21 protein-coding genes are annotated in these 25,468 nt (G+C 49.9%); 6 read left to right on the top strand and 15 right to left on the bottom strand.

What is annotated here, in order from left to right; all coding sequences use genetic code 11:
• Positions 1 to 3: 3 nt before the first annotated feature.
• The 5 genes from H6570_00715 to nosZ all read right to left on the bottom strand — a co-directional run bounded on the left by H6570_00715 (position 4) and on the right by nosZ (position 5,055).
• Positions 4 to 759 carry an ABC transporter ATP-binding protein gene (locus H6570_00715; GenBank protein ID MCB9317774.1) on the bottom strand — a complete coding sequence of 252 codons (756 nt, stop codon included), beginning with the start codon at positions 757 to 759 and terminating at the stop codon, positions 4 to 6.
• Positions 756 to 2,003 carry a nitrous oxide reductase family maturation protein NosD gene (gene nosD / locus H6570_00720; protein MCB9317775.1) on the bottom strand — a complete coding sequence of 416 codons (1,248 nt, stop codon included), beginning with the start codon at positions 2,001 to 2,003 and terminating at the stop codon, positions 756 to 758. The genes H6570_00715 and nosD overlap by 4 nt, the downstream gene beginning before the upstream one ends.
• On the bottom strand, positions 2,000 to 2,440 hold the full coding sequence (locus H6570_00725) for a nitrous oxide reductase accessory protein NosL (protein ID MCB9317776.1): 441 nt from the start codon (positions 2,438 to 2,440) through the stop codon (positions 2,000 to 2,002). The genes nosD and H6570_00725 overlap by 4 nt, the downstream gene beginning before the upstream one ends.
• Positions 2,424 to 3,008: a hypothetical protein gene (locus H6570_00730; protein MCB9317777.1), complete on the bottom strand. Its 585-nt coding sequence runs from the start codon at positions 3,006 to 3,008 to the stop codon at positions 2,424 to 2,426. The genes H6570_00725 and H6570_00730 overlap by 17 nt, the downstream gene beginning before the upstream one ends.
• Before the next feature lie 64 nt (positions 3,009 to 3,072).
• A complete protein-coding gene (gene nosZ / locus H6570_00735) occupies positions 3,073 to 5,055 on the bottom strand; it encodes a Sec-dependent nitrous-oxide reductase (GenBank protein MCB9317778.1) in 1,983 nt (660 codons plus the stop codon).
• A 193-nt stretch (positions 5,056 to 5,248) separates the two neighbouring features.
• On the opposite strand from nosZ, the gene H6570_00740 reads away from it, so the two are divergent.
• From H6570_00740 to H6570_00750, 3 genes are read left to right on the top strand one after another with little or no spacing between them, the layout of a single operon-like run.
• The gene (locus tag H6570_00740; GenBank protein MCB9317779.1) at positions 5,249 to 5,674 is read left to right on the top strand and encodes an Rrf2 family transcriptional regulator; all 426 of its coding nucleotides are present in this window, start codon (positions 5,249 to 5,251) and stop codon (positions 5,672 to 5,674) included.
• A gap of 19 nt (positions 5,675 to 5,693) precedes the next feature.
• Complete coding sequence (locus tag H6570_00745; GenBank protein ID MCB9317780.1) at positions 5,694 to 6,170, top strand: c-type cytochrome; 477 nt, start codon at positions 5,694 to 5,696, stop codon at positions 6,168 to 6,170.
• Positions 6,171 to 6,204: 34 nt separating this feature from the next.
• Positions 6,205 to 7,437 (top strand): hypothetical protein, encoded by a 1,233-nt coding sequence (locus H6570_00750; protein MCB9317781.1) that lies wholly within the window; start codon positions 6,205 to 6,207, stop codon positions 7,435 to 7,437.
• A 36-nt stretch (positions 7,438 to 7,473) separates the two neighbouring features.
• Here the strand turns inward: H6570_00750 and H6570_00755 are convergent, their stop codons facing one another.
• Complete coding sequence (locus tag H6570_00755) at positions 7,474 to 9,633, bottom strand: alpha-glucuronidase (GenBank protein ID MCB9317782.1); 2,160 nt, start codon at positions 9,631 to 9,633, stop codon at positions 7,474 to 7,476.
• A gap of 230 nt (positions 9,634 to 9,863) precedes the next feature.
• Positions 9,864 to 10,412 (bottom strand): type 1 periplasmic binding fold superfamily protein, encoded by a 549-nt coding sequence (locus tag H6570_00760; protein ID MCB9317783.1) that lies wholly within the window; start codon positions 10,410 to 10,412, stop codon positions 9,864 to 9,866.
• 194 nt (positions 10,413 to 10,606) lie between these two features.
• Here H6570_00760 and H6570_00765 point away from each other — a divergent pair, with 194 nt between their 5' ends.
• Entirely contained in the window at positions 10,607 to 11,965 is a 1,359-nt protein-coding gene (locus H6570_00765) for an AGE family epimerase/isomerase (GenBank protein ID MCB9317784.1), read from the top strand.
• Positions 11,966 to 11,975: 10 nt separating this feature from the next.
• Here the strand turns inward: H6570_00765 and H6570_00770 are convergent, their stop codons facing one another.
• Positions 11,976 to 12,971 carry an aldo/keto reductase gene (locus tag H6570_00770; GenBank protein ID MCB9317785.1) on the bottom strand — a complete coding sequence of 332 codons (996 nt, stop codon included), beginning with the start codon at positions 12,969 to 12,971 and terminating at the stop codon, positions 11,976 to 11,978.
• 144 nt (positions 12,972 to 13,115) lie between these two features.
• On the opposite strand from H6570_00770, the gene H6570_00775 reads away from it, so the two are divergent.
• Positions 13,116 to 13,550, top strand: a complete 435-nt coding sequence (locus H6570_00775; GenBank protein ID MCB9317786.1) for an OsmC family protein — start codon at positions 13,116 to 13,118, stop codon at positions 13,548 to 13,550.
• A gap of 62 nt (positions 13,551 to 13,612) precedes the next feature.
• On the opposite strand, the gene H6570_00780 is transcribed toward H6570_00775, so the two are convergent.
• From H6570_00780 to mnmH, 3 genes are all read right to left on the bottom strand, one after another.
• A complete protein-coding gene (locus H6570_00780) occupies positions 13,613 to 14,254 on the bottom strand; it encodes a hypothetical protein (protein MCB9317787.1) in 642 nt (213 codons plus the stop codon).
• A 110-nt stretch (positions 14,255 to 14,364) separates the two neighbouring features.
• A complete protein-coding gene (gene selD / locus H6570_00785; GenBank protein MCB9317788.1) occupies positions 14,365 to 15,399 on the bottom strand; it encodes a selenide, water dikinase SelD in 1,035 nt (344 codons plus the stop codon).
• On the bottom strand, positions 15,396 to 16,412 hold the full coding sequence (mnmH, locus tag H6570_00790) for a tRNA 2-selenouridine(34) synthase MnmH (protein ID MCB9317789.1): 1,017 nt from the start codon (positions 16,410 to 16,412) through the stop codon (positions 15,396 to 15,398). The genes selD and mnmH overlap by 4 nt, the downstream gene beginning before the upstream one ends.
• Positions 16,413 to 16,537: 125 nt before the next feature.
• Between mnmH and H6570_00795 the strand changes: the two genes are divergently transcribed.
• On the top strand, positions 16,538 to 16,918 hold the full coding sequence (locus H6570_00795) for a hypothetical protein (protein ID MCB9317790.1): 381 nt from the start codon (positions 16,538 to 16,540) through the stop codon (positions 16,916 to 16,918).
• Positions 16,919 to 17,139: 221 nt separating this feature from the next.
• Here H6570_00795 and H6570_00800 read toward each other — a convergent pair whose 3' ends face one another.
• The 4 genes from H6570_00800 to H6570_00815 form a co-directional block, all read right to left on the bottom strand.
• Positions 17,140 to 18,747, bottom strand: a complete 1,608-nt coding sequence (locus tag H6570_00800; GenBank protein ID MCB9317791.1) for a hypothetical protein — start codon at positions 18,745 to 18,747, stop codon at positions 17,140 to 17,142.
• 143 nt (positions 18,748 to 18,890) lie between these two features.
• Positions 18,891 to 20,159 carry an MFS transporter gene (locus H6570_00805; protein ID MCB9317792.1) on the bottom strand — a complete coding sequence of 423 codons (1,269 nt, stop codon included), beginning with the start codon at positions 20,157 to 20,159 and terminating at the stop codon, positions 18,891 to 18,893.
• 23 nt (positions 20,160 to 20,182) lie between these two features.
• Entirely contained in the window at positions 20,183 to 21,259 is a 1,077-nt protein-coding gene (locus tag H6570_00810; GenBank protein MCB9317793.1) for a glycosidase, read from the bottom strand.
• A gap of 77 nt (positions 21,260 to 21,336) precedes the next feature.
• A complete protein-coding gene (locus tag H6570_00815) occupies positions 21,337 to 25,449 on the bottom strand; it encodes a T9SS type A sorting domain-containing protein (protein ID MCB9317794.1) in 4,113 nt (1,370 codons plus the stop codon).
• Positions 25,450 to 25,468 lie beyond the last annotated feature (19 nt).

Genomic DNA, 25,468 nt, shown 5'->3' on the forward strand with positions numbered 1-25,468 from the left:
GCATTATGTGTTTAGAACCGGGCTTAGGGATATTAATCCGGTACGGTGATGCAGCTGCTTTGCTTTGAGCATCATCCCGGCAATGGCATCCTCCAGGTCATTGTGATTCGTCTTTTGTTTCAGTTCAGCAGGTGCGCCATGAAAATGGATGGTACCATCGAGCAGAAAGATAAGATCGTCTGCCATCGCATCGACCATCGGGATGATGTGGGTCGTAAGCAGGATCATCTTTCCGGCCTTTCGTTCTTCTTCGATTAGATTGCGCAGCGCCACCATGGCGATTGGATCCAGGCCAGCCGTTGGCTCATCCAGGATGCGTATAGGAGTATCGTACATAAAGGTCAGCACCAGATTGATCTTTTGCCTGGTGCCCCCGGATAAATGACCCAGCTTTTTGTCCAGGTAGGATTCAATGGAGAAATATTGGATAAATTGATCTTTTAGGATGGACGGTCCCCGGATCTCTTCGATGACTTTCAGCAGCTCTTTCACTTTGAGGTTTTCCGGAAACCGGGCAATCTGAGGTAAGTAACTGATGTCGTTGCGATAGGTATATGACCTGTGAATCTTTTGACCACGAACGATTATTTCCCCCTGGCTCGGGATCACCAATCCAAGGATCAGTTTGATCATGGTGGATTTGCCACTTCCATTGGGCCCCAGAATAGCCGTTACACCCGGATTGGTCAACTCCAGATCAATATCGCGGAGTACTTCCAGTTTTCCGTACGTCTTAAACAGATGATGCAATTGAATCATGGTGCGAGGTTTTGTAGTTCAAAGCGCATGACGGGCGAGGGATCCTGGATCTGGATAGGTGTTGCGACAGGACTTACCTTTTCAGCGTAGTTCAGCAGGTCAACCAGAAAACTGCGGAGAAGTACAATGGCTTCCGGAGTGCGGCTGACCACATATCCATATAACTTCACCGGACGGAAAGGAATATCCCCTATGCCATCGTGGTTTATATCATAGCCTTCGTAGTCGTCCCAGTAGTTGAAAGTAAACGCAATACTGCTTTGATTTTGGGGAATCGTCACATCAAAGGTGTTGAGTTCAAATTTATTGTGCCAGTAGCTGTTGTCTTCACAACCGCCGGCTATCTTCACGGCCCAGCCATTTCGCCGGAATTGATTTTCGTCAAACAAAATACGATTGGATCCTTCGGAAAAGATGCCGATCGTGTTGTGGTAAAAATCATTTCGGTAAATCCATCCGTCGTAAATCTCTTTGAGTAGTAAACCATATGCCGCCGTGCCCCAGTTATGCACAAAATTATTTTCACGCATGGTTATGCGACGGGAGAACATCACAGCTACACCTGCCCCGTTGGATCCGAAGGTATTTACCATGTAGTCGTCGTCATTGGAAAACATGAAATGAAGACCGTAGCGGAGGTTCCGCCTGCTTTCATTTCCGCAGATCTGGCTGCTGTCCACAAATTCAAAGTAAATGCCATCGCGATGACCGGAAACCTGATTTTGGTCGATCTGGATATCCTTGCAATACCAGGCATGAATGGCATTCCCGGAAGATACCTCCTCGATTGCGGCGCCTTCGATCACATTGCCGGTCACGATCACATCCTTGCAATGCTCAAGGTAGATGCCAAAAAAAGTGTTCTTGAGCCGGTTGTTGCGCAGCAAGATGTGGTTGACGCGTTCACAACGGATCCCTGCCTGGTCTTTCAGGTAGTTGACACCAACATTTTGAACCAGCAGTCCTTCGACCGTAACCGAATCGGAGGTTATGGTCAGGATTTCCGTTTTGTTTTCCCCATCAACCACCGGCCACCCGGAGCCGGACAGGGTGATCCGTTTATGAATGTTGATATTGCCTTCCCGGTAAGTCCCGGGCATGATCCATAAGGTGTCACCAGGGAGGGCCAGATCGATGCCGGCCTGGATGGTTTTTATTTCCTGATCCGGTCCGACCAGGATCGGCTGAGTACGGACAGGCAAATAACCCAGGACCAATGTAATGACAATCAACGCTGTTTTCATCGGGTCAATTCACGGTTTAGCTCTTCCCAGGTATACAGGTTGCCAGCCTGATCGTGGATGATGGAATCCCAGGATTCCGGATCGGATGTTGCCGAGAGATTGGCTCCCATGGGGCTGGGAATGGCTTCGGAAATGAGGTAGGAAGCGTGCGCTGCCTCGATCAGGTGATTGGGATTGAAATAATCGTTGACCAGTTGGTAACTCCATTTTGTCCGGGGATTCGCTGCGATGTAGTGGACCATGCATTCGATGGCATCGAAATAATACGTCTTTCCGGTAGAGGTCACTAGCTCGGTGGCAAATTGAGGTTTAATAACTGTCATTTGACAATAGGCACACCCTACCTCTCCATAGGGGATGGCCTGGGGTTCAACCTTGCAGCCTCCCAGCATCATAAAGGTCAGAGCGAGCAAAATGAGGTTAGTTGCGTATTTCATGTCTTTTCCTTTTAAACCAATAGGCTGCCAGAGCCAGAATGATAGAGATCCCGGCCAATAGTCCTCCACTGTGAGGATACGAATAGGCGGTAAAGTTCAGAATGGTCTTCTTGCCAAACAGGGGTGGCTGATAAGTTGCCCCCGGAACTTTAATGGGGGCGGTCGGACTCAGATTATGGCCATATTCGTATTCCCAGAGGTAGAAATCATAGATTCCGATGGTCGCTAATAGAATGACCAGTACAGCCCAGGATAGATAGGCCCACGGTTTGTTGATGACCAATGCGAGGAGGCCCAGGCCGGCCAGAGCCAGGATGACATAGGGAAAATAGCGGAGCTCCGGAATGGAGTCGGGCTCAATCATTTTCATGCCAACATAATGATTGAGGATGTTGATGTTTTGCAAGGTGCCCGGGTTATCACCTCCTATTTTATTGATCCAGATGTCCATATTGACTCCTGTAGGATATTGGGGAGCAACGAGGGTGATGCGCCATAATGGCAGTTTGTACAAGCTTAGCAGGGCTAAAATGCTGAGTGCCATCAGCAATTGCGGTAAGCGTTTCATAAGTCAAAATTGTACGATAAGAATTGGGAGGGAAGGGAATTACCTGTCCCTCCCAAAAGAAGTATTATTGAACGATGTCCTCTCCAAGGCTCCATTTAAGTGGCAGGGTGCTGTTCGCAGGGCTGATGCGTATATAGCCTTGCATTTCCTGGTGTAATGCGGAGCAGAAGTCTGTACAGTAGAAAGGATAAACCCCTGGTCGTTTGGGTTCCCAAACCGAAGTTTCCGTTTGTCCGGGCATGATCAGTATTTCTGAATTGTCATTACCCATGACGGCAAATCCGTGCGGTACATCCCAGTCCTGTTCGAGGTTGGTTACATGGAAGAATACCTTGTCCCCTACTTTGATGCCCTCGATGTTATCCGGTGCAAAGTGGGAACGGATGGTCGTCATATAGACATGTACTTCATTGCCCTGGCGTACTACTTTGGCCTGCTTTTCTCCCAGAGCGGCATACGGGTGCTTGTTTTCCTCAATGGGGTAGAACTTCAGAACCCGGGGCACCACGCGGTCTGCAGAGATACCCTGAGCGTAATGAGGTTCGCCGACAGTCGGGAAGTCGAGCAGTAATCGCATCTTATCTCCGGAAATGTCATACAGCTGGGCGGACTGATTCAGCTCTGGCCCCGTAGGCAGGTAGCGATCCTTGGTGATCTTGTTCATGGCCAACATGTATTTCCCCTGAGGATGCTGGGAGTCTCCTCCCGGGATCATCAGGTGGCCTACGGAATAGTAACAGGGCACACGGTCGAGCACTTCCCAGGTCCCGACTTTCCATTTGACGATCTCGGATGAGATGAAGAAGGTGGTATACGCATTTCCGTTACCGTCGAATTCGGTGTGTAACGGGCCCAGCCCCGGTTCTTTGACCACACCACCTACGACCTCTTCGTATTTCAATACCGGGATGCCGGCAATGGTGGTCTCAAAAGACTGGTTTTCTATGGCAGCCAGCATCTTGGAGAAGGAGTGCACGGTAAGGTCAGCGGAAAGTTTACCATTTCCTACGATGTATTCACCGGTTGGATCTACGTCCACACCGTGTGGTGATTTCGGAGTAGGTAAAAAATACACCAGCCCCGGACATTCTTCCGGAAGCAGGACTTTTACTTTTTCTTGCATAGTCGACGTTGCCTGGTGCGTTTCGTCGGAGTACATGTTGTGTGCATAACGGGCAGGTATTTCTTTGAATTTGCCCTGGGCCAGATACTCCTCGGCTTTCTTCCAGTTGATTGCGGCAATAAAGTCTTTATCATTTTGCGATGCATTGACTTCAAGCAGGGTATTTTTCAACTCGGTGTTGTATGAGGTGAAAAATGTCCATCCATGTGATTTGCCCTTGCCTGAATGGGCCAGGTCGTAATCGAAGGCAGGAAGCAGTACCTGAAAGGCGATTTCCATCTCACCACTTTCGGGATTGACTTTGATGAAAGTAAGCATGCCTTTAAAGTTCTCGGCATAACTGGAAATTGCCACGTCGTTTTGCGGGTAAGGCACACCAAACCGTGTGCCTGCCACTACATACTCGGTATTTTCGGTAGTGAATGGAGAGCTGTGATTACCTCCGCTATTGGGAATTTCTATGATTTCGGCTGTTTCAAAGGTCGAGAGGTCTACCCGTGCTATCCTGGGAGTGTTGTTCCCATTGATAAATATCCAGCGGCCATCTGTTTGACCCTTGGTCTGGGACAATTCCGGGTGGTGTGCATCATCCCAGGGTATGAAGCCAAAGGAGGTATTCAACATGGGTTTCGTTTCTTCATTGAATCCATAGGCTTTTTCCGCATCAACTGAAAATACCGGTATGACTTTAAGCAGGCGTCCGGAAGGCAAACCGTACACACCGATCTGTCCGGAAAAGCCACCGGAGAGAAAAGCATAGAACTCGTCGTATTGCCCGGGAGCAACATAAACCTCTTCGGCAGCACCGGCATTGGTCACCAGACCACCTGAGCCGGGTCCCCCGGTGGTATTGCAGCCATTGGATACCAGCAATAGGGCAACAGTGAGTAAGAAGGGGAAGGAATACAAGGTTAATCGGTTCATAGATCAAGTATTTAAAGTATAAAAAGACCTTATTATCTTTAAAACAAAGATTAAAGTCTCTACAAGCGAATTTCATGATGTACATCATTTATAGCAGTGATGTTTATTTAATGGGTGATGTTTCTTATGTTATATTTTCGTGCCCAGACTAATTAAAAGATGATATCATCTTATTTTAGTGAAAAAATAAATCATGTTTTCGAAAACTTGTCAATATGCAATCCGTGCCGTGCTTTATCTGGCGGCACACACTTCCGCAAATGAAAAAATGCGTGTAGAGGACCTGGCTCACCTGTTAAATGTGCCACAGCATTTCCTGACTAAAATCCTGCAGCAGCTGGTACGCAGTCAGCTGATCTCATCGATAAAGGGGCCCAACGGTGGTTTTTACCTGACCGATGCCAATAAAGCCGGCAACCTGGCACAAATAGTTGAGTGCATCGATGGACCGGATGTGTTCAAGGCGTGCATCCTGGGGCTGCCTCAATGTTCCTCCGAGCATCCCTGCCCGCTGCATTTCCAGTCGTTCACCTTCAGGGAAGGAATTCATTTCCATTTACGGAATCAGACGATTGGTAAAATATCGGAACAACTTGAAAATGAAGAAATAAAAATTTAACGATCAAAATCCTCGTAACATGAAGAACACAGTCATCCTGTTGATCCTGGCACTTGCATTCATCCGTTGCTCCTCAGGATCAGAGCCGGAAAATACGACACCGCATCAGTCGACGGCAGCTTCCACTCCCGAACAACCATCGGATGACAATAAAGGAATAGGTGAAATCACCCATGTAGACCTTAACAATCCCCTGGACAAATCGATGGTTGCCAATGGACAGGCCATTTACGACCTGAAATGTTCGGCTTGCCACAAGCTCACCGATCAGCGGGTGGTAGGTCCCGGATTTAAGGGGGTTACCGAACGCCGCACACCGGAATGGATTATGAACATGGCCATGAATGCGGATGTGATGTTGGAAAAAGATCCTACCGCGCGGGAATTGCTGAAGGAATGCCTGGTACGCATGCCCAACCAAAACCTGAGTAAGGACGATGCCCGGAGCGTGCTGGAGTTTTTCTATTCCAACGATGGTCAGACGGTGGGGAATTAATCCCCGCGTTATCGACCAATCTGAAATGCTTCACATGAAGGCAAGAACCTGGTTTGGATTCGCCCTTATAAATTTTTTCATGGCTGCCCTCCTGGGGTTGCTCATGCGGTACGCTTTTGTAGGAGAACTCACCTGGATGCCTCCCTACCGTCAGGTTTTACTTGCGCATTCCCATGTGGTGATGCTTGGATGGGTAAGTCAGACGATCCTCGTTCTTTTGGTGCTGGTTTATCTTGGAGAGGAGGCATTATCCAGACGATTTTATCTGACCCTGATAGCCTTGCATCAATCCTCCATTGTAATCATGCTGACTGGATTTCTGATGCAGGGGTACGGGCCGGTATCGATTGCAGGAACGACCCTGCAGGGCCTGCTTTCGTATGCGTTTATCTACCGGTTTTACCGTGATATCCGGACAAAATTCAGACCTAAGGAACTTGTATGGGCTTATGGCGCGCTGATATTCCAGTTCATTGCTTTGTTAGGTATTTGGATGGTGGCCTGTATCATGGTGTTTGGCGGGGGTAAGTCGGCACTTTATTATGAAAGTGTCCAGTTTTACCTGCATTATATGATCAATGGCTGGTTCACTTTTGCGGTACTGGCCATCGTTGTCCGCTGGTTACCGTATTCCATCCCAGAACTACTGGGAAAAGCCTGGATCTGGTTGGTTTTGTCCTGCTTGCTCACTTTTGCCCTGGCCATTACATGGGCTAGTCCCAAGCCCTGGATATTCTGGATCAACAGTCTGGGGGTGTTATTACAATTGGTAGCCCTGTATTTTTTAGTACGATGGTTCCGGCGCGGAATGCCTGCATGGAAACAGCAGCTCAGCAAGGTCACTTATCTGCTTTTGATCCTGATCTTTCTGGCCCTGTTTCTAAAGATCGTAATTCAAACAGCCGTCATCGTGCCGGTCATTGCCAAGGTGGCCTATACCATACGGAATTTTGTGATCGGATTTCTCCATTTGATCTTTCTGGCCTTTATGTCCCTTTTTTTGTTGGCATATGCTACGCAGCGTGAATGGTTGGACAGCGGACACTGGAGTCTGCGGTGGGGCCTGGGAATTTTTATCGGAGGCATCCTGTCCACCGAGCTGCTGTTGTTTGGCCAGGGGATCATGCAGTGGGCGGCCTGGGGATTCATGCCTCATTTTTACGAATGGCTATTTGTGTCCAGTGGATTATTGCCGCTCGGTATTGGCATTATCCTGGCTAATTATTGGCTAAGGCAAGTGAAGCCAACGCAGAGCGGAGAGATTTAGGATTCGCTTTTATATTCCTGTCTTTCGATGCATGCTTTACCACCGCGGCTTGATACCCGGCGCATATGGGAATGACAACGATTTGTAATAATTCAGGTCATGTTCAGGTGGTGCTATTCCGGCCGGCAATTCAAGGCCATTCACCGATTGCCAGTAACTGAGCGAAGCATCCCGCCACCATACGGATTCCTTGCGTTGGATGGTAAGCATCATACGTACCTGCTCAAAAGTCTCTTCATCGATGGCATCATGTAAACCCATCCATTTTTCGGTCATGGATTTGACACCCGCCACTCCGGCATCGTATTTAGCGCACAAGGCTTCCCATACGGTCTGACCTGAATGCACGTGGTCCTGCCAGCCCACATGATGAAACCATAACAGGAAGCTGTCCGGACAGGATTCCCGTGATCCATACCACTGTTGAATGGGTTCGGCATATTGCTCGAGCGCATTGCTTCCGGCAGGTGTCCGGTCAAATCCCACTCCGGCTGAGTCCGCGCGGTGATAGTACGTGGGATTCCAGTCCGCCCGTGACAGATCGTTAATCCAGGGCCCTGGTCCGTAATGGTGCCCGGTAGCCATCAGGTGGGCCAGTCCCAGGGGTGTCATGTAGTCCACGCAGTACTCCCTCGATGCCATCATGATATCATGGATGGTGGTGACCACCCGGGGCTGATTAGAGAATGTCTGGCGGATCCACTCCTCGGCAATGTCGCCGGAAGACCGTTGAGGATTCCAGCACAACCGGCCAAATGCATACCAGTTAGCCTGCCCGAACAGGTGTCCGGTCCAGTTCCGGTCCGTACCGATATTAGCCACACCAGCCATACCTGTTAGCCTGGGGTCAGAGCTGTCCATAAGGGTTTGAAAGACGGGTGTACCGGGACCTTTAGTATAGGTATCGGCCAGTAATACCTCTTGCCACATCGGACCCAGGTAGACCAGGTGGGTGCCCTGGCCCAGGTATTCCTGTGTGATCTGAAATTCCATCATCAGGGGTGTATGAGCCATGGCGCCGAACAATGGATGGAATGGTTCACGGGGTTGAAAATCAATCGGGCCATTTTTGACCTGGATCATTACATTGGGACGGAAGGATCCATCCAGCGGAACAAATTCCTGATACGCCTGCTTTGCCCGGTCCTCCGGTGTCTCATCACTGTAGACGAAGGCCCGCCAGAGAACAATGCCTCCGTGAGGAGCCAATGCATCTGCCAATACATTGGCCCCTTCAGCATGGTTGCGATGGTAATTCTGGGGCCCTGGCTGTCCTTCCGAATTGGCTTTGACAAGGAAACCGCCAAAGTCCGGGATCCTGGCATAGATCTCAGCCACTTTATCTTTCCACCACTGCCGGACCTGAGGGTCCAGCGGATCCGCCGTCTCCAGCATACCCAATTCTACGGGTGCGCTAAACCGGGCTGTCAGATAGACTTTGATACCGTATGGCCTGAAAATAGTTGCCAGGGCTTTCACCTTGTCCAGGTAATCAGGTCTGAGGATCAGATGATTGGCATTCACATTGGTTAGTGCGACAGCATTTATTCCAATGGAGGCATTGGCTCGTGCATAATCCCGGTACCGTGGGTCGATGTAATCGGGTAACCGGTGCCAGTCCCAAATGGAGAATCCTGCGTAGCCGCGTTCTACGGACCGGTCCAGGTTGTCCCAGTGATCAAGCATACGGATGTTCAGGCGGGGATGGTCTCTGATGTCAAGTTCCCGGATGGACTGCTGCATTTGCATCAATCGCAGAAAATGGAAGACTCCATACAAGGTGCCGGCAGGATCATTGCCCATAATGAGGGTGACGGATTTTCCATCCAGTGTCTCCCGGCGTATCAGAAACCCCTGTTCGGATAAACCTTCGATCGCTGACTGCAGGCCATGGTTATCCGGCCAGGATGCATTGTTTTTGGTGGCGATGATAAGCTGATTGTTTGCAATTTCATTGCGCCAGGTTACCGGCTGATCCAATAGCCCTTTTAGCGCCATTTCCAGTTCTTCCCGGATCACCTGTCCGGTTGGGGATCCTCCAACAATCCATATGGACTGGATTTGCTGCCGGTACGCTGCCACCAGGGATTCATTGTTGATCTTATCGTATTTTAGCCACAACCGGTAGCCATCATCCGCATGCAGGATGGGCGTCATTATCCAATAAAAGGCAAGGGACAGAATCGTTAACTTCATGAATTTCAAATCTTTGGAGTTTGCCGGACTATTTAAGGCGAATATAATTCATGTGTGACCAATGAACAACTCCTGGGTTTGTGCCACTTGTTTGGGTCGTCTATCCGAAAAAGCAGTACATGTCGAAATGTTCTACATCCCGGTTCAATTGCTCAATAAACGGTGGAATGAATAATTGACTAGACCCTGGTTCTCACCAGAGCTTCCATATCCATTGACTTGAAATCACGCTATTTAATCGTGATGGGGAAATCGACCTCTATATCGGTTTTACCTCCTGCAGTGTTCAGGTTTCCCTGAGCGACTCCCTGAGCGGCCTTATCCGGCTGATGGATCAGGGATACCCTCAGTAATCCGGAACCTTTGGAATACGAGGTCCAGGAGGATAGAATTCCGACCGGCCTGCCATCACCATCCTGATCTTCGTAGGTAAAGATCAGCCCCAATTGAGAAGATGCTGAAAAGAAGATCTGATGGTCTTCTGCCGTCTCGCGGATCGATTCGGTCACATCCGTGGTGCCATTAAAAAAACTTACAATACCGATATAGACGGTACTTACCTTAATGGAGCCACCGGTGATCACCGGATCCATACCACCGTCACCATCAGGGTCGGAAAAGGATAAAAGGGTTGAATCACTGTTATCACTGGCAACAAGCTTTAACGTTAACCCGTCAATGGTTTCCTGTGGAATTTCAGGACGGGCATTATCTTTTTTACAATGGGACAGGAGCAAAATTCCAAATATCAGTGCGATGTACCAGGGAAAACGATTCATGGTGTGTGTTTAAAATTTTCAGGCAAAACTTGTGCTTGCTAATTCAACGGCAATATTCCAGGTTTTGTGACTCCTTTCCAACTTATTTCTGAGATTATCGTCTCCGGAGGATGAAGATCATCCGGAATCGGGAATGCGGAATGATTGATGAATAGGCCAGTACATAGTTCAGCGACAAGTTGTTATATTGTAGTATGAGCCGGCTGGGACCATATATCGCCTGTATAAGCCTGTGGATGACCATGAGCTGTCATCCTTCCCCAGGAGAAGTACCGGAAACAGAAGGATTGGACTCCCTGCGACAGCACATCAGCGATGTCCTGGAAAAAGAGATCCTTGGCGCCTGGTATCCTCGCACCGTGGATACGTTATATGGTGGTTTTTTGAGTGATTTTGACGCTGAATGGAAACCTGACGGTCCACAGAATAAAATGATCGTGAGCCAGGCACGACAAGTATGGACCTCATCCAAAGCTTTTGCCAGATATCCTGCCCAGATCCGGTACCGCGACATTGCGCGGGATGGGTTTGATTTTCTGAAATTAAAGATGTGGGATTCGGTATATGGCGGATTTTTCAATCTGGTTACGCGTGAAGGAGATCCGATTCCTCTGGATCAACCCGGGGATTACCAGAAACAGGCTTACGGAAATGCATTCGGCATTTATGGGTTGTCTGCATATTTTGCCATCAGCCGGGACAGCCAGGCACTGGAATTGGCACAAAGGTGCTTTTTGTGGTTGGAAGCACACAGCCATGATCCGGTGTACGGAGGGTACTTTCAGTTTTTAAACCGGGAAGGCATGCCCATGACGGATGGTTTTGCAGGTACTCCACCCAAAGACCAGAACAGCAGTATCCATTTACTGGAAGCATTCACAGAATTATATCAGGTCTGGCCGGACCCGTTGCTTGGGAAACGATTGCAGGAGATGATCGTTATTGTTCGCGATACACTTACCGGGGATAAAGGTTACCTGACCTTGTTTTGCGGTCAGGACTGGACACCTCTAAGCTACCGTGACTCCGCATTGGCCGTAAGACAGGCTCATTATTATCTGGATGAAGTTTCGTTTGGCCACGATATTGAGACGGCTTATCTGTTGCGTGAGGCGGAAGAAACCCTGAGCCATGGGATCTCTTCGCGCACGGAAATTGTTACGAAAAAGATGGCAGACCATGCATTGGACCATGGCTTTGATATGAAGAACGGAGGTCTGTATGACGCCGGTTATTATGAAATGGTCCCTGGCCCGCTAACCATCGTCAAGGATACTAAAAACTGGTGGGCACAGGCTGAAACACTGAATACGCTGCTGATATTTGCTCAGGAATATCCAGGTGATCCCCATCTATATTTGCAGTTGTTTAAACAACAATGGCAATACATTGACCAATACCTGATCGATCACCGACACGGAGGATGGTACAATTACGGATTGGACAAAAGTCCCGAAAATCAAACACAGCATAAGGCTCACATCTGGAAAAGTCCTTACCATACGGCACGGGCCCAGATGAATGTCACGGACCGGCTGCAGTCCATGCAGTGATGCCGGTCCATCAACCCCGACGGATTAATTCGTGCCAGATGGCCTGTCCCGGTGCCGAGTGAAAAAGTTGCTCCAGGTAATCCCGGTCAGCAGATGCAAGCGTAATGAGCGGCATTGTATTCCCGGCTACCTGAGCGGGTGTGCGCATTCCCGGAATTACCGTGCTCACTTCGGGGAATGAGGTGATGTAGGAAAGAGCCAGTTGCAGCGGACTGCATTCGTACTTGTCACACAATAGCCAGATATGATTATCCAGGTAATCCAATACTTCTTTCTGTAATTCGCTGTCCAGCCGCTTGTGGCGGTGATCATCGCGATCGAAGGTTCGGTCAGCGGTCATTTTTCCGCTGAGCAAACCAAATTGCAGGGGCATGCGCGCGATGATACCATAACCCAGTTTGCCAGCTCTTCGCATCAGGGGAATAGAATTTCCATTCAGGAGATTCAGGACCAGTTGAAAGCCTTCACCCAACCTGCGGTCCATCAGCCATGCTGCTTCCGGCTCCGGATCGAAGGTGTTAAGCGATAATCCCCAATATCGGATTTTGCCGGCCTGTTTAAGCTGATCCATTGCCTCGACGCATTCCATTTGATTCAGGTGCTCCAGCCGTGCGGAATGCATTTGGTAATAATCGATGACATCCCGCTTTAATCGTATCAAACTCGCATCACAGGCCGCCAGCAGGTATTTTTTGGAATAATTGCTGGAAAACACCCCATCCACCGCACAATTGCCCGCTTTGGAAGCGATGAGCACATCGCGCTGACCGGCAAGCGTTTCGCCCAATAGTTTTTCGGAATGTCCCAGGCCATAGATGTCAGCGGTATCAAAAAAGTTTATCCCTGCATCCAGGGCAGCATGAATGGATTGCCTGGAAACCTGATCATCAGCCGGCCCCCAACCGATCGCCGTCGTGCCGATCATAGCGTTGCCGCCGATGGCCCAGGCGCCAAATCCAACCTTACTTACCTTGAGGTTCGTCGTTCCAAACATGCCGTAAATCATGACGTTCATTCACTTTTCTAGGGGAATGTAATGAAGTATAACCACAACCTGCCCGTTTCCAATAAATAGATGCTTTCTTGCTGAACCGCCAGGCAGATTTTCCGTTTGCTTGTTGTGATCATTTAATCATCAAACGACTTACGAATGAAAAGAAATGCAACTGCCGTATGGCATGGAGGCGGCCCGACTGGAAGCGGTACACTGACCACGATGAGTGGTGCCTTCAGTAATCACCCTTATTCAGCCAAATTACGTTTTCAGAATGAGGATGGACAGGAAGGTACCAATCCCGAGGAACTGATCGCTGCTGCGCATGCCGGATGTTTCAGTATGGCACTGGCGTTTGCACTGACTGCTGCCGGATTTGAGCCGGAATCCCTGGAAACCAAAGCCAATCTGACGATGGAAAAACTTGAGCAGGGCTGGACAATCGTTTCTATAAATCTCAAGCTTGAAGGCAAAGTTCCGGGACTTTCGGCGGAACAATTCCAGGAATATGCCCAATCTGCCAAGGCAGGCTGTCCGGTAAGTCGGCTTCTGAATTGTACGATTACGCTGGATGCCAATCTGGTGCTCTGATACCAGGCGTGTTAAGGTAGGTCTTCTACTGCTTCATAGAAGTCGTGGTATAGAGCTTTTCATCAGTTATTGGCAAGGGATTGGATCGACGAACGCAGCTTGTCGAAGGAAGTTATAAAGCTCTTTTGGATGATGGGATCCTGAACCCAGCGGGGGTAGGGGCTTTCCACGAGAGCACGAACTTTGTAGATAACGACGAGCTGCCGGCTATTGAGTTTATGGATTTCCCATTGTCCTTCGGTAGGGTCCATTTCTTCATAACCCTTAGGCAGGGATTTAACCATGGGCAGGCTTTTAAGGAAAATGTAGGTGGTGGTTCCGGCTTCCTGCCGGCGGTATTCCATTCGGTTTACTTTGTTGGATATGGGCCAGGGAAACTCAAAGCCCTGCATGGCTATCCAACTCGTAGAATCAACGATGCTTACTTGCTGGAACTCCAATCCCTGCATCCATTTTTTTATTAAGTTTTCTTCCCGTAAATGATTGATCACATCCTCCCGGTCACCACTTACGGTGACATTGACTTTCATCTCCCTTAATTTGGGGTCTTTCCTCGATGGACGGTAATAAATGGAAACACCGTTTTTTTCCTGCGTCAGCTTCCAGTCGTCTTCCGGATCGCCGGGAGCCAGGTTACTTATAACCATTATGAGAAGCAGGGGCACGAAGCGGCGTGGTAGCAATATGGAAGTAAAGCCCTGCATAGTCAATTTTGGTAAAGGATGCTCTTATAACGCAATGACCCCTATAAATCATGCAAAAATGTACCCTAAATTTCAAAGAGTGAACATTTTAGGCAGGGGCAGGCCGCTGTTCAATCGACTTCAATGAGGTGATCGTGTGGTTGAGTTGTCAGCATACCAATGGGTTGCACCACCAATCCCTGGGCAGCGAGCAGAGACTCAAATTCCGATTTGTATTGTGAATTCACGGCAATCAGCAATCCGCCACTGGTCTGTGGGTCAGCAATAATCTTATAGGTATCCGGATCCCTGAGCGCAATCTTATGACCGTAGGAAGTCCAGTTGCGATTGGTCCCTCCCGGCAGGCAGCCGAGTGCAATGTATTTTGGGACAAAGTCAAATACCGGTATCCGGTCGAGGTGTATCTGTGCGCCGGTGTTGCTGCCTTCACAGATCTCCAGCAGGTGACCTCCCAGTCCGAAACCGGTGACGTCGGTTATGGCATGAACATAGGGCAGCCCGGCCAGGGACTGGCCTATTTTGTTGAGGGTAAGCATGGACTGCCTGGCGATGGCCAGATCCTGATCTTCGGCAAGCTTTTTCTTTTGGGCGGTGGTCACCATGCCAATCCCAAGCGGTTTGGTGAGATACAAAAGGTCTCCAGGCTGGCCGGTGCAGTTTTTCTTGACCTGAGTGACCGGCACACGGCCCGTTACGGCCAGGCCAAAGATGGGTTCCGGAGCATCAATGCTATGTCCTCCGGCCAGGGCTATACCGGCATCATGGCAAACTTTGCGCCCTCCCCGCAACACTTCTCCGGCAACGGCGGCCGGGATCTTGTCGATCGGCCAACCAAGGATGGCAATGGCCACGATAGGAGTTCCTCCCATGGCATAAATATCACTGATTGCATTGGTTGCAGCGATGGCTCCAAAATCAAACGGATCATCTACTATGGGCATAAAAAAATCCGTCGTACTGATGATGGCGGTACTTCCATCGAGATCTACAACGGCAGCATCATCCTTGGTATCATTTCCGACCAGGAGATTGGTGAAAGCAGGGGCGGCATCGCTGGTCTGCAGGATATCGGAAAGTACTCCGGGTGATAATTTGCATCCACAGCCGGCGCCGTGGCTGTATTCGGTGAGACGGAGATTTGCTATTTCGGGTGCCATTGTGCTAATTCTTTGGCCAATTTAGGGATTTCATCCATGGGTATCCGGTAATGTTGCTGGATCAATGTTGATTTTCGCTGGATGGACTTGCGATAACGGGTGTCGTAATACGTCAGAATCAGTCCGGCAGCGGTCTTCAGATCTCCCTCCCCGATGGCGGCAATCGCTTTGGCAGCTTTTTCATTTCCCAGCTTGGGTTGAATGGAACGGGTCGCCGATATCAGCTGCTCCGCGCTCAATCCTCCATAGTCCTCTACGAGGAAATCCACCCGCTCCCAGGGATCGATCTCCACAAAAACATGGGGGCAGCTGCTTTTTTGATCGTACAGTGCATCAGGAAGGCTGACCAGACCGATGTGTTTACTTTCATCTTCGATCCAGACCGGGCGGTTGAGGTCCATGGGGATGAAAGCTTCGTAAACCATGTTCTGAAAGTCCTCTGTCGCCGGCTGGCCGGTCGATTTTCGGTTGCCAAAACTGGATCCCTGGTGGTTGGCCAGGCCTTCGAGGTCTACCACCTGGGCTCCGGATTCACGCATCAGGTGGAGCAATCTGGTTTTTTGACTGCCCGTGTAGCCCGTCAGCACCACGATGGGCAGCTGTTGTTCAAAGAACTGCATCACCGTGCGGCGATACGTTTTATATCCTCCCTCCAGGACTACCGTTTCGAAGCCATAGCGCTCGAACAGCCAGGCCATGGATTCGGATCGCATGCCCCCCCGCCAGCAGTACAATGCCAGTTGGGTTGATTCCAGAGCCTCCGCTTTTTCAATAAACTGACGCATTTTGGGGCCGATGATATCAAGACCTCGCTTGATGGCTTCCGGTTTTCCTTCCTGTTTATAAAGAGTGCCTATTTCTACACGCTCTTCGTTGGAGAATAGGGGAAATGAAATTGCTCCCGGCAAATGTCCCGTTTCATATTCGGCGGGAGACCGGACATCGAGTAGAGGGAGCCCGGAAGCTTCACGAAGAAATTCGTTCAGAACGTATCTTTTCACCTTTCTTGATCCTAGGGAGACAAAGGTAGTAATCAGATTGTTGATCCTGGTGCCGGTATTCTGGCATGAAGCTTGAATATATTATAAATTCGAATAATATATTCTGAACCAACAAAACAAAATACATGCAAAAGATTGTATTCTTCGCACTGCTGGCCTTTGCCATTTCATGGGTTAGCTGTAAGAAAGACAACGTCAGTAAAGGGTGTACCCAAGACGATTTTATTGGTGTTTATTCTGGAACGGAAAGTTGCCAGAATGCCGATGATGAAAGCACCACCTATGAGATCAAAAAGCTTGGAAGTGACCTGGTGATGACTGATGGCGGTGGTAACAATTATAATCTCACCACCGATGACTGTAAATTCACGATACCCAGCGTGAACCTGATCCTGTTTGAACTTTCCGGTGATGGTAGTCTGAATGGTAAGGAACTGACCGTCAATGTAAGTCTGGGTGCGTTGGGCTTCAATACCACATGTGTCTTTAGGGGTAATAAGTCCTAGGCTAGGGAATAATCCATCACGCAAATTGCGTAATGTTTTCGCTGGTTTTTGGGTTTAAATTTTTCGCAACCATTCAGCAAATAGCGGATCTTCCACTTCGTAAAAATTTTGGCCTGATCCATTGCCAATTAGCTATAAAGTGGAAAATAACAGTGATATGGTACGTTAAAGTCGCCAGATCAAGGATTTGATAAATAAACAAGAAGCACCTATCACACTCCTCATTCCCCAAACCGGTAGTCGATCACCACACCATCCGCCAACAGCCGATGCCCTTCCTGGCTAAGCTTTGCGCCCGCAGGAACCAGGACCAGTACAGCGGCAGCATCCGGATCAAGGGTTACCGAAGTGGATACCGTAGCCTGACTGATGATTATTTTCCTTTTCACCGCATCGTAAACATCGACGGGCTGGCTTCCTACTGCGAGTGTGATCTCCTTCGATTCCTCATAAGGGTTGTAGTATAGGAAGGTGGGATAAGCTTTGCCTTTGGGATACAGGTCAGTGGCCAGACAGTTGAGCTGGAGGATCTTTTCTACATTGGTTGCCCGGATGATCGCGCCATACACACCGACATGACTGGAACCATAAATGGAAAACATTGTCTCGGGTGGGTTACCCGGAGCCCACAGCGGACCATCACCCTGGGCAATCGGGGTTTTGCCTTCCAGTCCCGGATAAGTAGAATGATGGATCAGGCCTTCATACCCGATCAGGTTTTTCGTAATGGCCTTATGATCCGGGACTGCTTGTAAAGAGTCCGGAATGTTATAGGCATAGCATAGCCGGGCGGCATTGGAAGCATTGAGCAGCCATTTACCTACGGTATGGGCATAGCGCTGATCGTACCGTACCAGGGGTACCAGTGGCCAGGCCAGATCGAAGGTATTCATCAAGAAACCATAACCTCCCCGGTCGATGGTACTACCTACCAGGCCGTAGGCATCATAATTCCCCCAGTGTCCGCTGATGACGCCCCAGCCTTCCCGGTTGGTGGCAGTCCCGTCAAAGGTCCAGTCGAGCAGAATGGTCGGGTCGTAATCCATGCCTTCCTCGGCATTCATCCGCGCTGCCGTGTAAGCTCCGAAAGGCATCAGGATCTCCCAGAACCGGCTTTCTTTCTGGCTGTAGATGACTGAAAGCGCATGTTTGGCTGCTTCGAGATACCGCTCGTCCCCGTATTTGATGTACGCGTTGTAAAGCAGGTAAGCAAAACCGGCCGCAGCATCCTCCTGAGGTGGAATGTGATTGGTGCCGGGTTGCATTTGGCCAAAGTCGAAATAGGAGTAGCTGTAATTGTTGCCCATGACCGAGTCCGCCTTGTAAAACTGATCGGCAATGGTTCGCTGCAGGTCGCTGAAACCGGGAGTTTCAGGATAATGGTACGCGACGGCATAAAAGAGGACATTGTTGAAGACATCATACCAGAAATCATTGCCGTAACCGCCGCCCACATGGGCCGACTTGTTGGTAAAATTCATGATGATGTTCCAACCATTGGCACGGTTGAAATAATTTCTTGTCGCCGATACATAGTTACGGCCATCCTGGTTTGACTTGTCGATCCCGACCAGGGTAGAACCATTGATGGAGCCCAGCATGCAGATGGCTTCGTGGGCTTCTCCGTTATTTTTATCCGGCCCCTGGCGCACGTCTCCTACTGCCGTATACATACCGTAGGCAACTTCAGGAAAATTGCGTTCGGCATGGTCGGTCCATACAAATGGTTGATATGGGCCGCTGGTGGTGGTATCATAAAGGTAGGCATCCAGATCCCGGGCCTTTTGATACCAGTCTTCTGATTGGTATGGTTCCGGTGCATTGGGCATTTGTGCCACGCGGTCCAGGTCTACTTGCTGAACAGGTTTACTGAAAGTGGATTCCAGAAGCCCCGGTGCCTCACATCCCCAGATGTAGGCGAAGCCAACCAAAGCGATCAGTTTATGGAGATGGTTGCGTTTGCGATTCATGTTTAATCTTGTTTAGAGTCAGGGGTTAAAGCTTCCAGTTTAGCAGTGTCCCGGAGTACATTGCGGGCCACGAATACCGAGGTGAATTGGATAAGTGCGATGACCAGCAATGCATAACGAAGCGCTATGGTGTCGCTGACATACCAGGCCAGCAGGATGAACAGGCCACATCCGAAAAGCCGACCGATGTATAGTCCCAATTCATGGTTGAAGATGTAGGTGAATTCATTACGGTTCTCCCATTTGGCCAGCACATCGATCACCTTCAGCTGGATCGGGAAATAAGCCAGATCCAGTAGTGGCCGGGCAAACAACAGGCATAATACAAATAGCAGTACACCGAGGGCTGAAAAAAGAGATGCATTGATTAGAGCACCCAAAACAAACAGCGCCAACCCGCTTGCAAAGATGGGTATCCGGTGTTCTGGTTTAGTGACCCTGCCCAGCAGATAGAGTAATAATGCCGAAAGGAGAGCAGCTATGGATTGGATCACGCCAAGCGCTCCCTCTTCACCAACCAGCTTCATGATCAGCATGACGGGAGCCGTAACAATATATCCCTGGGCGATGCCTTTCAGTGAAGCAAGACCCAGCATTTTGTACCAAAGCTTATGAAATTTGAAATATAAAAAGCGACTGCGTGGCGGGTTTTGAAATCCTCCGCGGTGCACCAGTACAGAAGCGATCAATGTGATTGCGAATACGACACCGGTCAGAATGTAATAAGCTACATTGACGTTCCCCTGAAACCAGTCGTACGAATCGGTGGCAGCAATGAAGGATCCGGCCAGGAAAGGAATGACGATCGCGGCGATGGTGTAGAAGAAGGTTTCCACACCGTAATAATAATTCCGGCTTTGATCTTTGGTGGTGTTCAGTGCCAGGAAGTCCCGGTTTGCCCAAAAAAAGCCGTAGGACAGACCCATGATAAGGCCGGCAAAGAAGATACCCGCCGCATTCAGTTCACGCAGGGTCATCATGGCTGTCATTGACACGCCACTAAGCAACATGCCCAGGGAATACAACCGGGCGATCGGAACACGCTTGAGCAGCAAACCGTTGATCATGAAGGTGAGTGGGATCCCGGTATATTGAGCTAGTTGAAAGAGTACCACCAGTCCTACATCCTGCGAATTGCGCATGATGTAAGCTCCAATAAATAATTCTATGATGGGGAGCACCAATGCATACAATAAATTGGTCAGCAGGAGAACCCGCATGGAAAAAGGGTGACTTAAAAAGAAGGTCCACTCGGTGCGGATTTTTGCCAGCATCTGATCTGTTTTTCGTTTGATTATTTTAATGTGTCCAGGATCTCCCGGATGGAAAATTTCGCCCCGCAAATTACGGTATCGGAAGCACCATAGTACATAAACAGCTGGTCTCCTTCTGTTACGTGACCATTGGTGAATACCACATTCCCAAAGAAACCTTTTTGCTCGTACTCCATATCCGGGGTCATGATGGGTTGACTGGATCGTGCCAATACCTGATGTGGTCGGTCTCCATCCAATAGCAGGGCACCCAGGCAATACCGGTGATGGTTGTCCGCTCCGTGATAGATCTCCAGCCATCCTTCACTGGTCTTCACCGGGGCAGCTCCCGCACCAATGCGGGCGGAGTCCCACTGTGCCGGCCGTGTCCGTGCGATGCAGCGGTGATCACCCCAGTGGATAAGATCCGGTGATTCGGCGATCCAGATAAAGTTGCCTCCAAGGTCCAGACCGGAAGGCCGGTGCAGACAGCGGTATAATCCGTTTACAGGCTCACCAAAAATGGCGCAATCCTTATTATGGGGTGGCATAATCAACCCCAGGCGCTCAAAATGAATCCAGTCGGTGGTGCGCATACATCCTACCGCAACCCCATTTTCTGAGACCGCGGTATAGGTCAGCAAATACTGATCGCCCATGGTGGTCACCCGGCAATCTTCGATGCCAAAGGTTTCATGGACGCCATGGGGAAAAATGATCGATGGCCGGTCATCCGGTTCGGCAAAATGAATGCCATCTGATGAGCAGAATAGCCGGAGATGGGATAAGGTCGTAAGGTAATAGCTGGATCCGACCCGGATGATCCGCGGATCGGAAAGGTCCAGGTCCGGATGGTCCCGGGGGTAACGTTTGACGATCAGATGTTCAGAATCTTCGAGGACCGGAAAAGAAATCCAGCCGGTTTCCTGTTTTGGCCGCTCCGCCACCCGCACTAAAAGCCAGGTTTTACCTTTAAATCGAAACGCTCCCGGGTTTAAGATGCATTCGACCTCCATGTCTTCCCGGCTGGGACGAACCTGGCTGGGAGTCAGAATAGGGTTTTCCGGCAAACGATTGGCCAGGGCGGATACCCTGGACGCATGATGTTTATGGATCATGGTGACCGGTGATTTTCTGGTGCATTGAAAAAATGGGCATTCCGGCTGTGAAATGCCGGAATGCCCTATGGAATGACTTATTGTTTGACAAAACGCAGTGATCCCAGGTTTTTACCACCTAGGACAAAGTTCACATAGTAGGAACCCTGTGGTAATTTCGAGGCATCAACCGTCAGATCGTTACTTCCGTATCCGGTCTGCGTACGGGTGGATGAAACTTCCATACCCTGGGCATTAAATACACGGACCAATAATGATTGATTGGTCGTGAAATGATGACGTATTTGCAATGAACTGGTTGTCGGGTTCGGATACACCAATTCGATGTATTTGTTCAGCACCGCATTGTAACTTGGAACCGAAGTGGTTCCATTAGCATACAGGCTGGCAATTTCTTCACCGGTCAGAGCTTTATTGTAAAGCTTTACCTCATCCAGCGCGCCCTGGAAATATTGACCACCCTCGATGGGGTTGCTGCCCATACAAAAAGGACGTGCCGTGCTGTTCAGCGTTCCTGCAGCTGCTTTGCGATTCACTTCCTGACCGTCGATGTAGATGATGTCATCTGTACCATCATGTACCATGGTCACAAACCACCAGTAGCCAAGGATCAGTTCGTTGCCGTCCTTGCTGTCCATGTCTGAAATGGAATTATCAAACTGGGCATTCTTGCTATTCGTCGTCCAGACGATACGCAGGTGTTGTGGCAATGAAATTTTCCAGCGTTGATCCCAATGGCCGAAATCCAAAACGTAAGCTTCCGCATCGGCAAAATTCTGACCGTCTACGCGGATCCAGAAACTTACCGTTGAATAGTCGGATAAAAGCTGAACGGCATTGGCAGCGAGAACAGAATCCTGGTCGCCGTCAAAGACGATCGCCTGCCCGCCTGCCCGCAACCGGTCGGTAACGGTCTGGAAGGTCGGGTTACCACCGATCACACCATGATTGGCATAAGGTGTTGCATCATCGGCATTTCCTTCAAAAGGATAATAGGCTACCAGACCATCTTCTCCGGTATCGAATTCAGCAGTGGTGCTCACGGTCAATTCAGCTACCTCCGAGGTATTGCCGGCCAGGTCGAAAGCATATACTTCAAAGAAATAAGGTGTTTCCGCATCCAGGTCACCGACCAGGATAGAAGTCTTACTTGCGCCAACGGTGTCCACCAGGGTCCCGTCAACAAATACGACGTATCCTGCTACGGCACGGTTGTCAGTAGAAGTTTCCCAGGAAAGCAATACGGAATGAGCTCCGGGATTACCCGCCAGGTTGCCTGGCTTGGAGGGAGCGATGGTATCCGGTGCTGCTTCCTGTCCGGTGGTGGCAATGACCGTACTCATCACGGATTCATTTCCGGCAGCATCTACGGCAGTTACACCAAAAGTGAAGGTGGTAAGCTGAGGTAAATCCGTCAGGGTCATACCGGGTGAAGGCACTGTACCCATTTTCACACTGTCACGGAATACATTGTAGCCAGTCACCCCTACATTGTCGGTCGAAGGACTCCAGGTCAGTAGAACGGTCGTATTTTGCACACCTGCAACCAGATCCAGCGGGGCTGAGGGTGCAATAGAGTCGGTCACTTCCGGTGCTGCCGACTGGGCTGCATATAAAGCGGCAACCTCATCGTCGGTCAGAGCGATGCTGTAAATCTGGATGTCATCCAGGGAACCATTGAAATAGGACCCACCATCGATCGGGTTGTAGCCGATACCCAAAGGATACGTGGTGGTGTTCAGATTGCCTGTGACATCTTTTTCATTGGCCTTGGTACCATTGATAAATATCTTGTCCTTAGCGCCATCATGCACCATGACCACCTGATACCAGCTGCCAGGGACGAGTTCATTACCGTCACCGGAATCCATGTCGGAGATACCACTTTCGTTATTGGTCGTCCAGACCGGCTTGCCATGTGCAGGCAATGAAATTTTCCATCTTTCCTGCCATCCGCCGAAACTAAGCAGGAATGCTTCACCCTGTTCCGGGAGGGCCTTGGCATTGATCCAGAAACTGACGGTGGCCAGGTCGGAATTCAATTGCGGTGAATTGGCAGCGGTAACTTCGCTGGAAGCACCATCGAAAACGAGGGAATGGTTGGAACGGTTGAACCGGTCCTTTCCAAACTGCGCCCCACTGATGGTGGCTGGATTGGCATAGACGGAAGCATCTTTGCCGGAACCATTGAAGCCGTAATCAGCAACGAGGGTGTCTGAATAGGTCGGCTCAACGGACTGCATGCCATATAAAGCGGCAATTTCTTCTGCGGTCAGTGCCCGGTTGAACAGTTGGATGTCATCCAGCGCGCCATTGAAATAGTTGCCGCCATCGATGGGATTGAAACCTACGCCGAAAGGATATTTCGTAGCATTCAGGTTGCCGGCGACATCTTTTTCATTCGCCAGCGTACCGTTCATGTAGATCAGGTCTTTGGTACCGTCATGGACCATGGCCACATGGGTCCATGTTCCCGGGACCAATGCATTGCCGTCACCGGCGTCCATATCGGAGATACCATTTTCATAGTTGGTTGTGAATACCGGTTTGCCGTGGGAAGGCAGCGATATTTTCCAGCGCTCCTGCCAGCCACCATTGGAGAGCAGGTAGGCTTCACCCTGTGCCGGTAGCTCAGTGACATTGACCCAGAAACTTACAGTGGCGGTGGGAGAATTCAGTGCCGGAGAATTAGCCGCAGTCATGCTGGAGCCAATACCATCAAATGCATAGGCATGGCCTCCATAATTGAAGCGGTCAGCAGTCAGGGAAGCACCGTCATTGGTCAGATCGTTGGCATATTGCGAACCATCGGCGGTATTTCCGGTGAAGTTATACTGAGCCACCAGATCGGCATCGGTAGCCGGGTTGGTGGACATCGCTGTATACAGATCCTGGATAGCAGTGTCGCTTAATGCATAGTTGTAGATCTGGATATCGTCAATCGCTCCATCGAAGTAATTACCGCCATCGATGGGATTGTATCCGATGCCCAGATCGTAGGTCGTCGGGTTAAGATCCCCGGTGACATCTTTGCTGTTGGCCAGTGCACCATTGACATAGATTTGGTCCTGGCTGCCGTTGTGAACAAAGGCAAGCTGGGTCCACACGCCCGGCACGAGTTCATGGCCGTCACCGGCATCCATATCGGAAATGCCGGATGTCTCATTCGTCGTCCACACGGCCTTGCCATGTGACGGGAGGGAGATCTTCCAGCGTTCCTGCCATCCACCGAAAGACATCAGGTAAGCTTCACCCTGTTCGGGAAGTGCGTTGGCTTTTACCCAGAATGTCACCGTAGTGGTACCGCCATTAAGAGCGGAGCTGTTGGACGCCGTTACGGTGGAAGATGTACCATTGAAGGCTAATGCTTTCGATCCGAATCCAAACCGGTTGGTGGTTGGCGTGGTTGCGTTCATCTGGCCATGGTTGGCATAGGATGTAGCGTCAAGTGCATTGCCGTCAAAAGGATAATTGGCGACCATACCCGGTTCAAACGTAGGTGCCGTGCTCTGCTGGGCATAGAGATCTGCTACCTGCTCAGCAGTCATGGCTGCGTCAAAAAGCATGACTTCGTCCAGACTGCCATCAAAGTACAGGCTGCCACCGATCGGGTCAAAGCCCATACCCAGTGGATACTGGGTGGCATTAAGTGTGCCGGTGACGGCTTTTGTATTGGCCATGGCACCATCCAGATAGATGACATCATTGGCTCCGTCATGGGTCATCACCACCTGATGCCACTCGCCCAGGATAAGTTCATTACCGTCGCCCGAGTCCATATCGGAAATTCCATCCGATGAATTGGTGGTAAACACGGGTTTCCCGTGGGCTGGAAGCGATATTTTCCAACGCTCTTGCCATCCACCGTGGGAAAGCAGAAATACTTCACCTTGTTCCGGCAGGCTATTGACCTTCACCCAGAAGCTGATGGTGGTGTAACCGGATTGTAAAAGATCGGAATTAGGAGCTACCAGCGCACTCTTACCATCAAAGGCAAAAGCCTGGCGGGCAACACCAAAGCGATCCTGAGTCAGGATGGCACCACGGATCATGGCATCGTTGCCATTGCCCGAGGCATCCTGTGCTGATCCACTGAATGGATAGGCAGCTACAATGTTTTGACCATATATCCCACTGGATAAACCCAGAAATGACAGCAGGAAAATGGCAAGGAGGTTGATAAATTTCATAACTCAATGTTTTCGGTTA

The sequence above is a fragment of the Lewinellaceae bacterium genome (assembly GCA_020636135.1).
GTDB lineage: Bacteria > Bacteroidota > Bacteroidia > Chitinophagales > Saprospiraceae > JAGQXC01.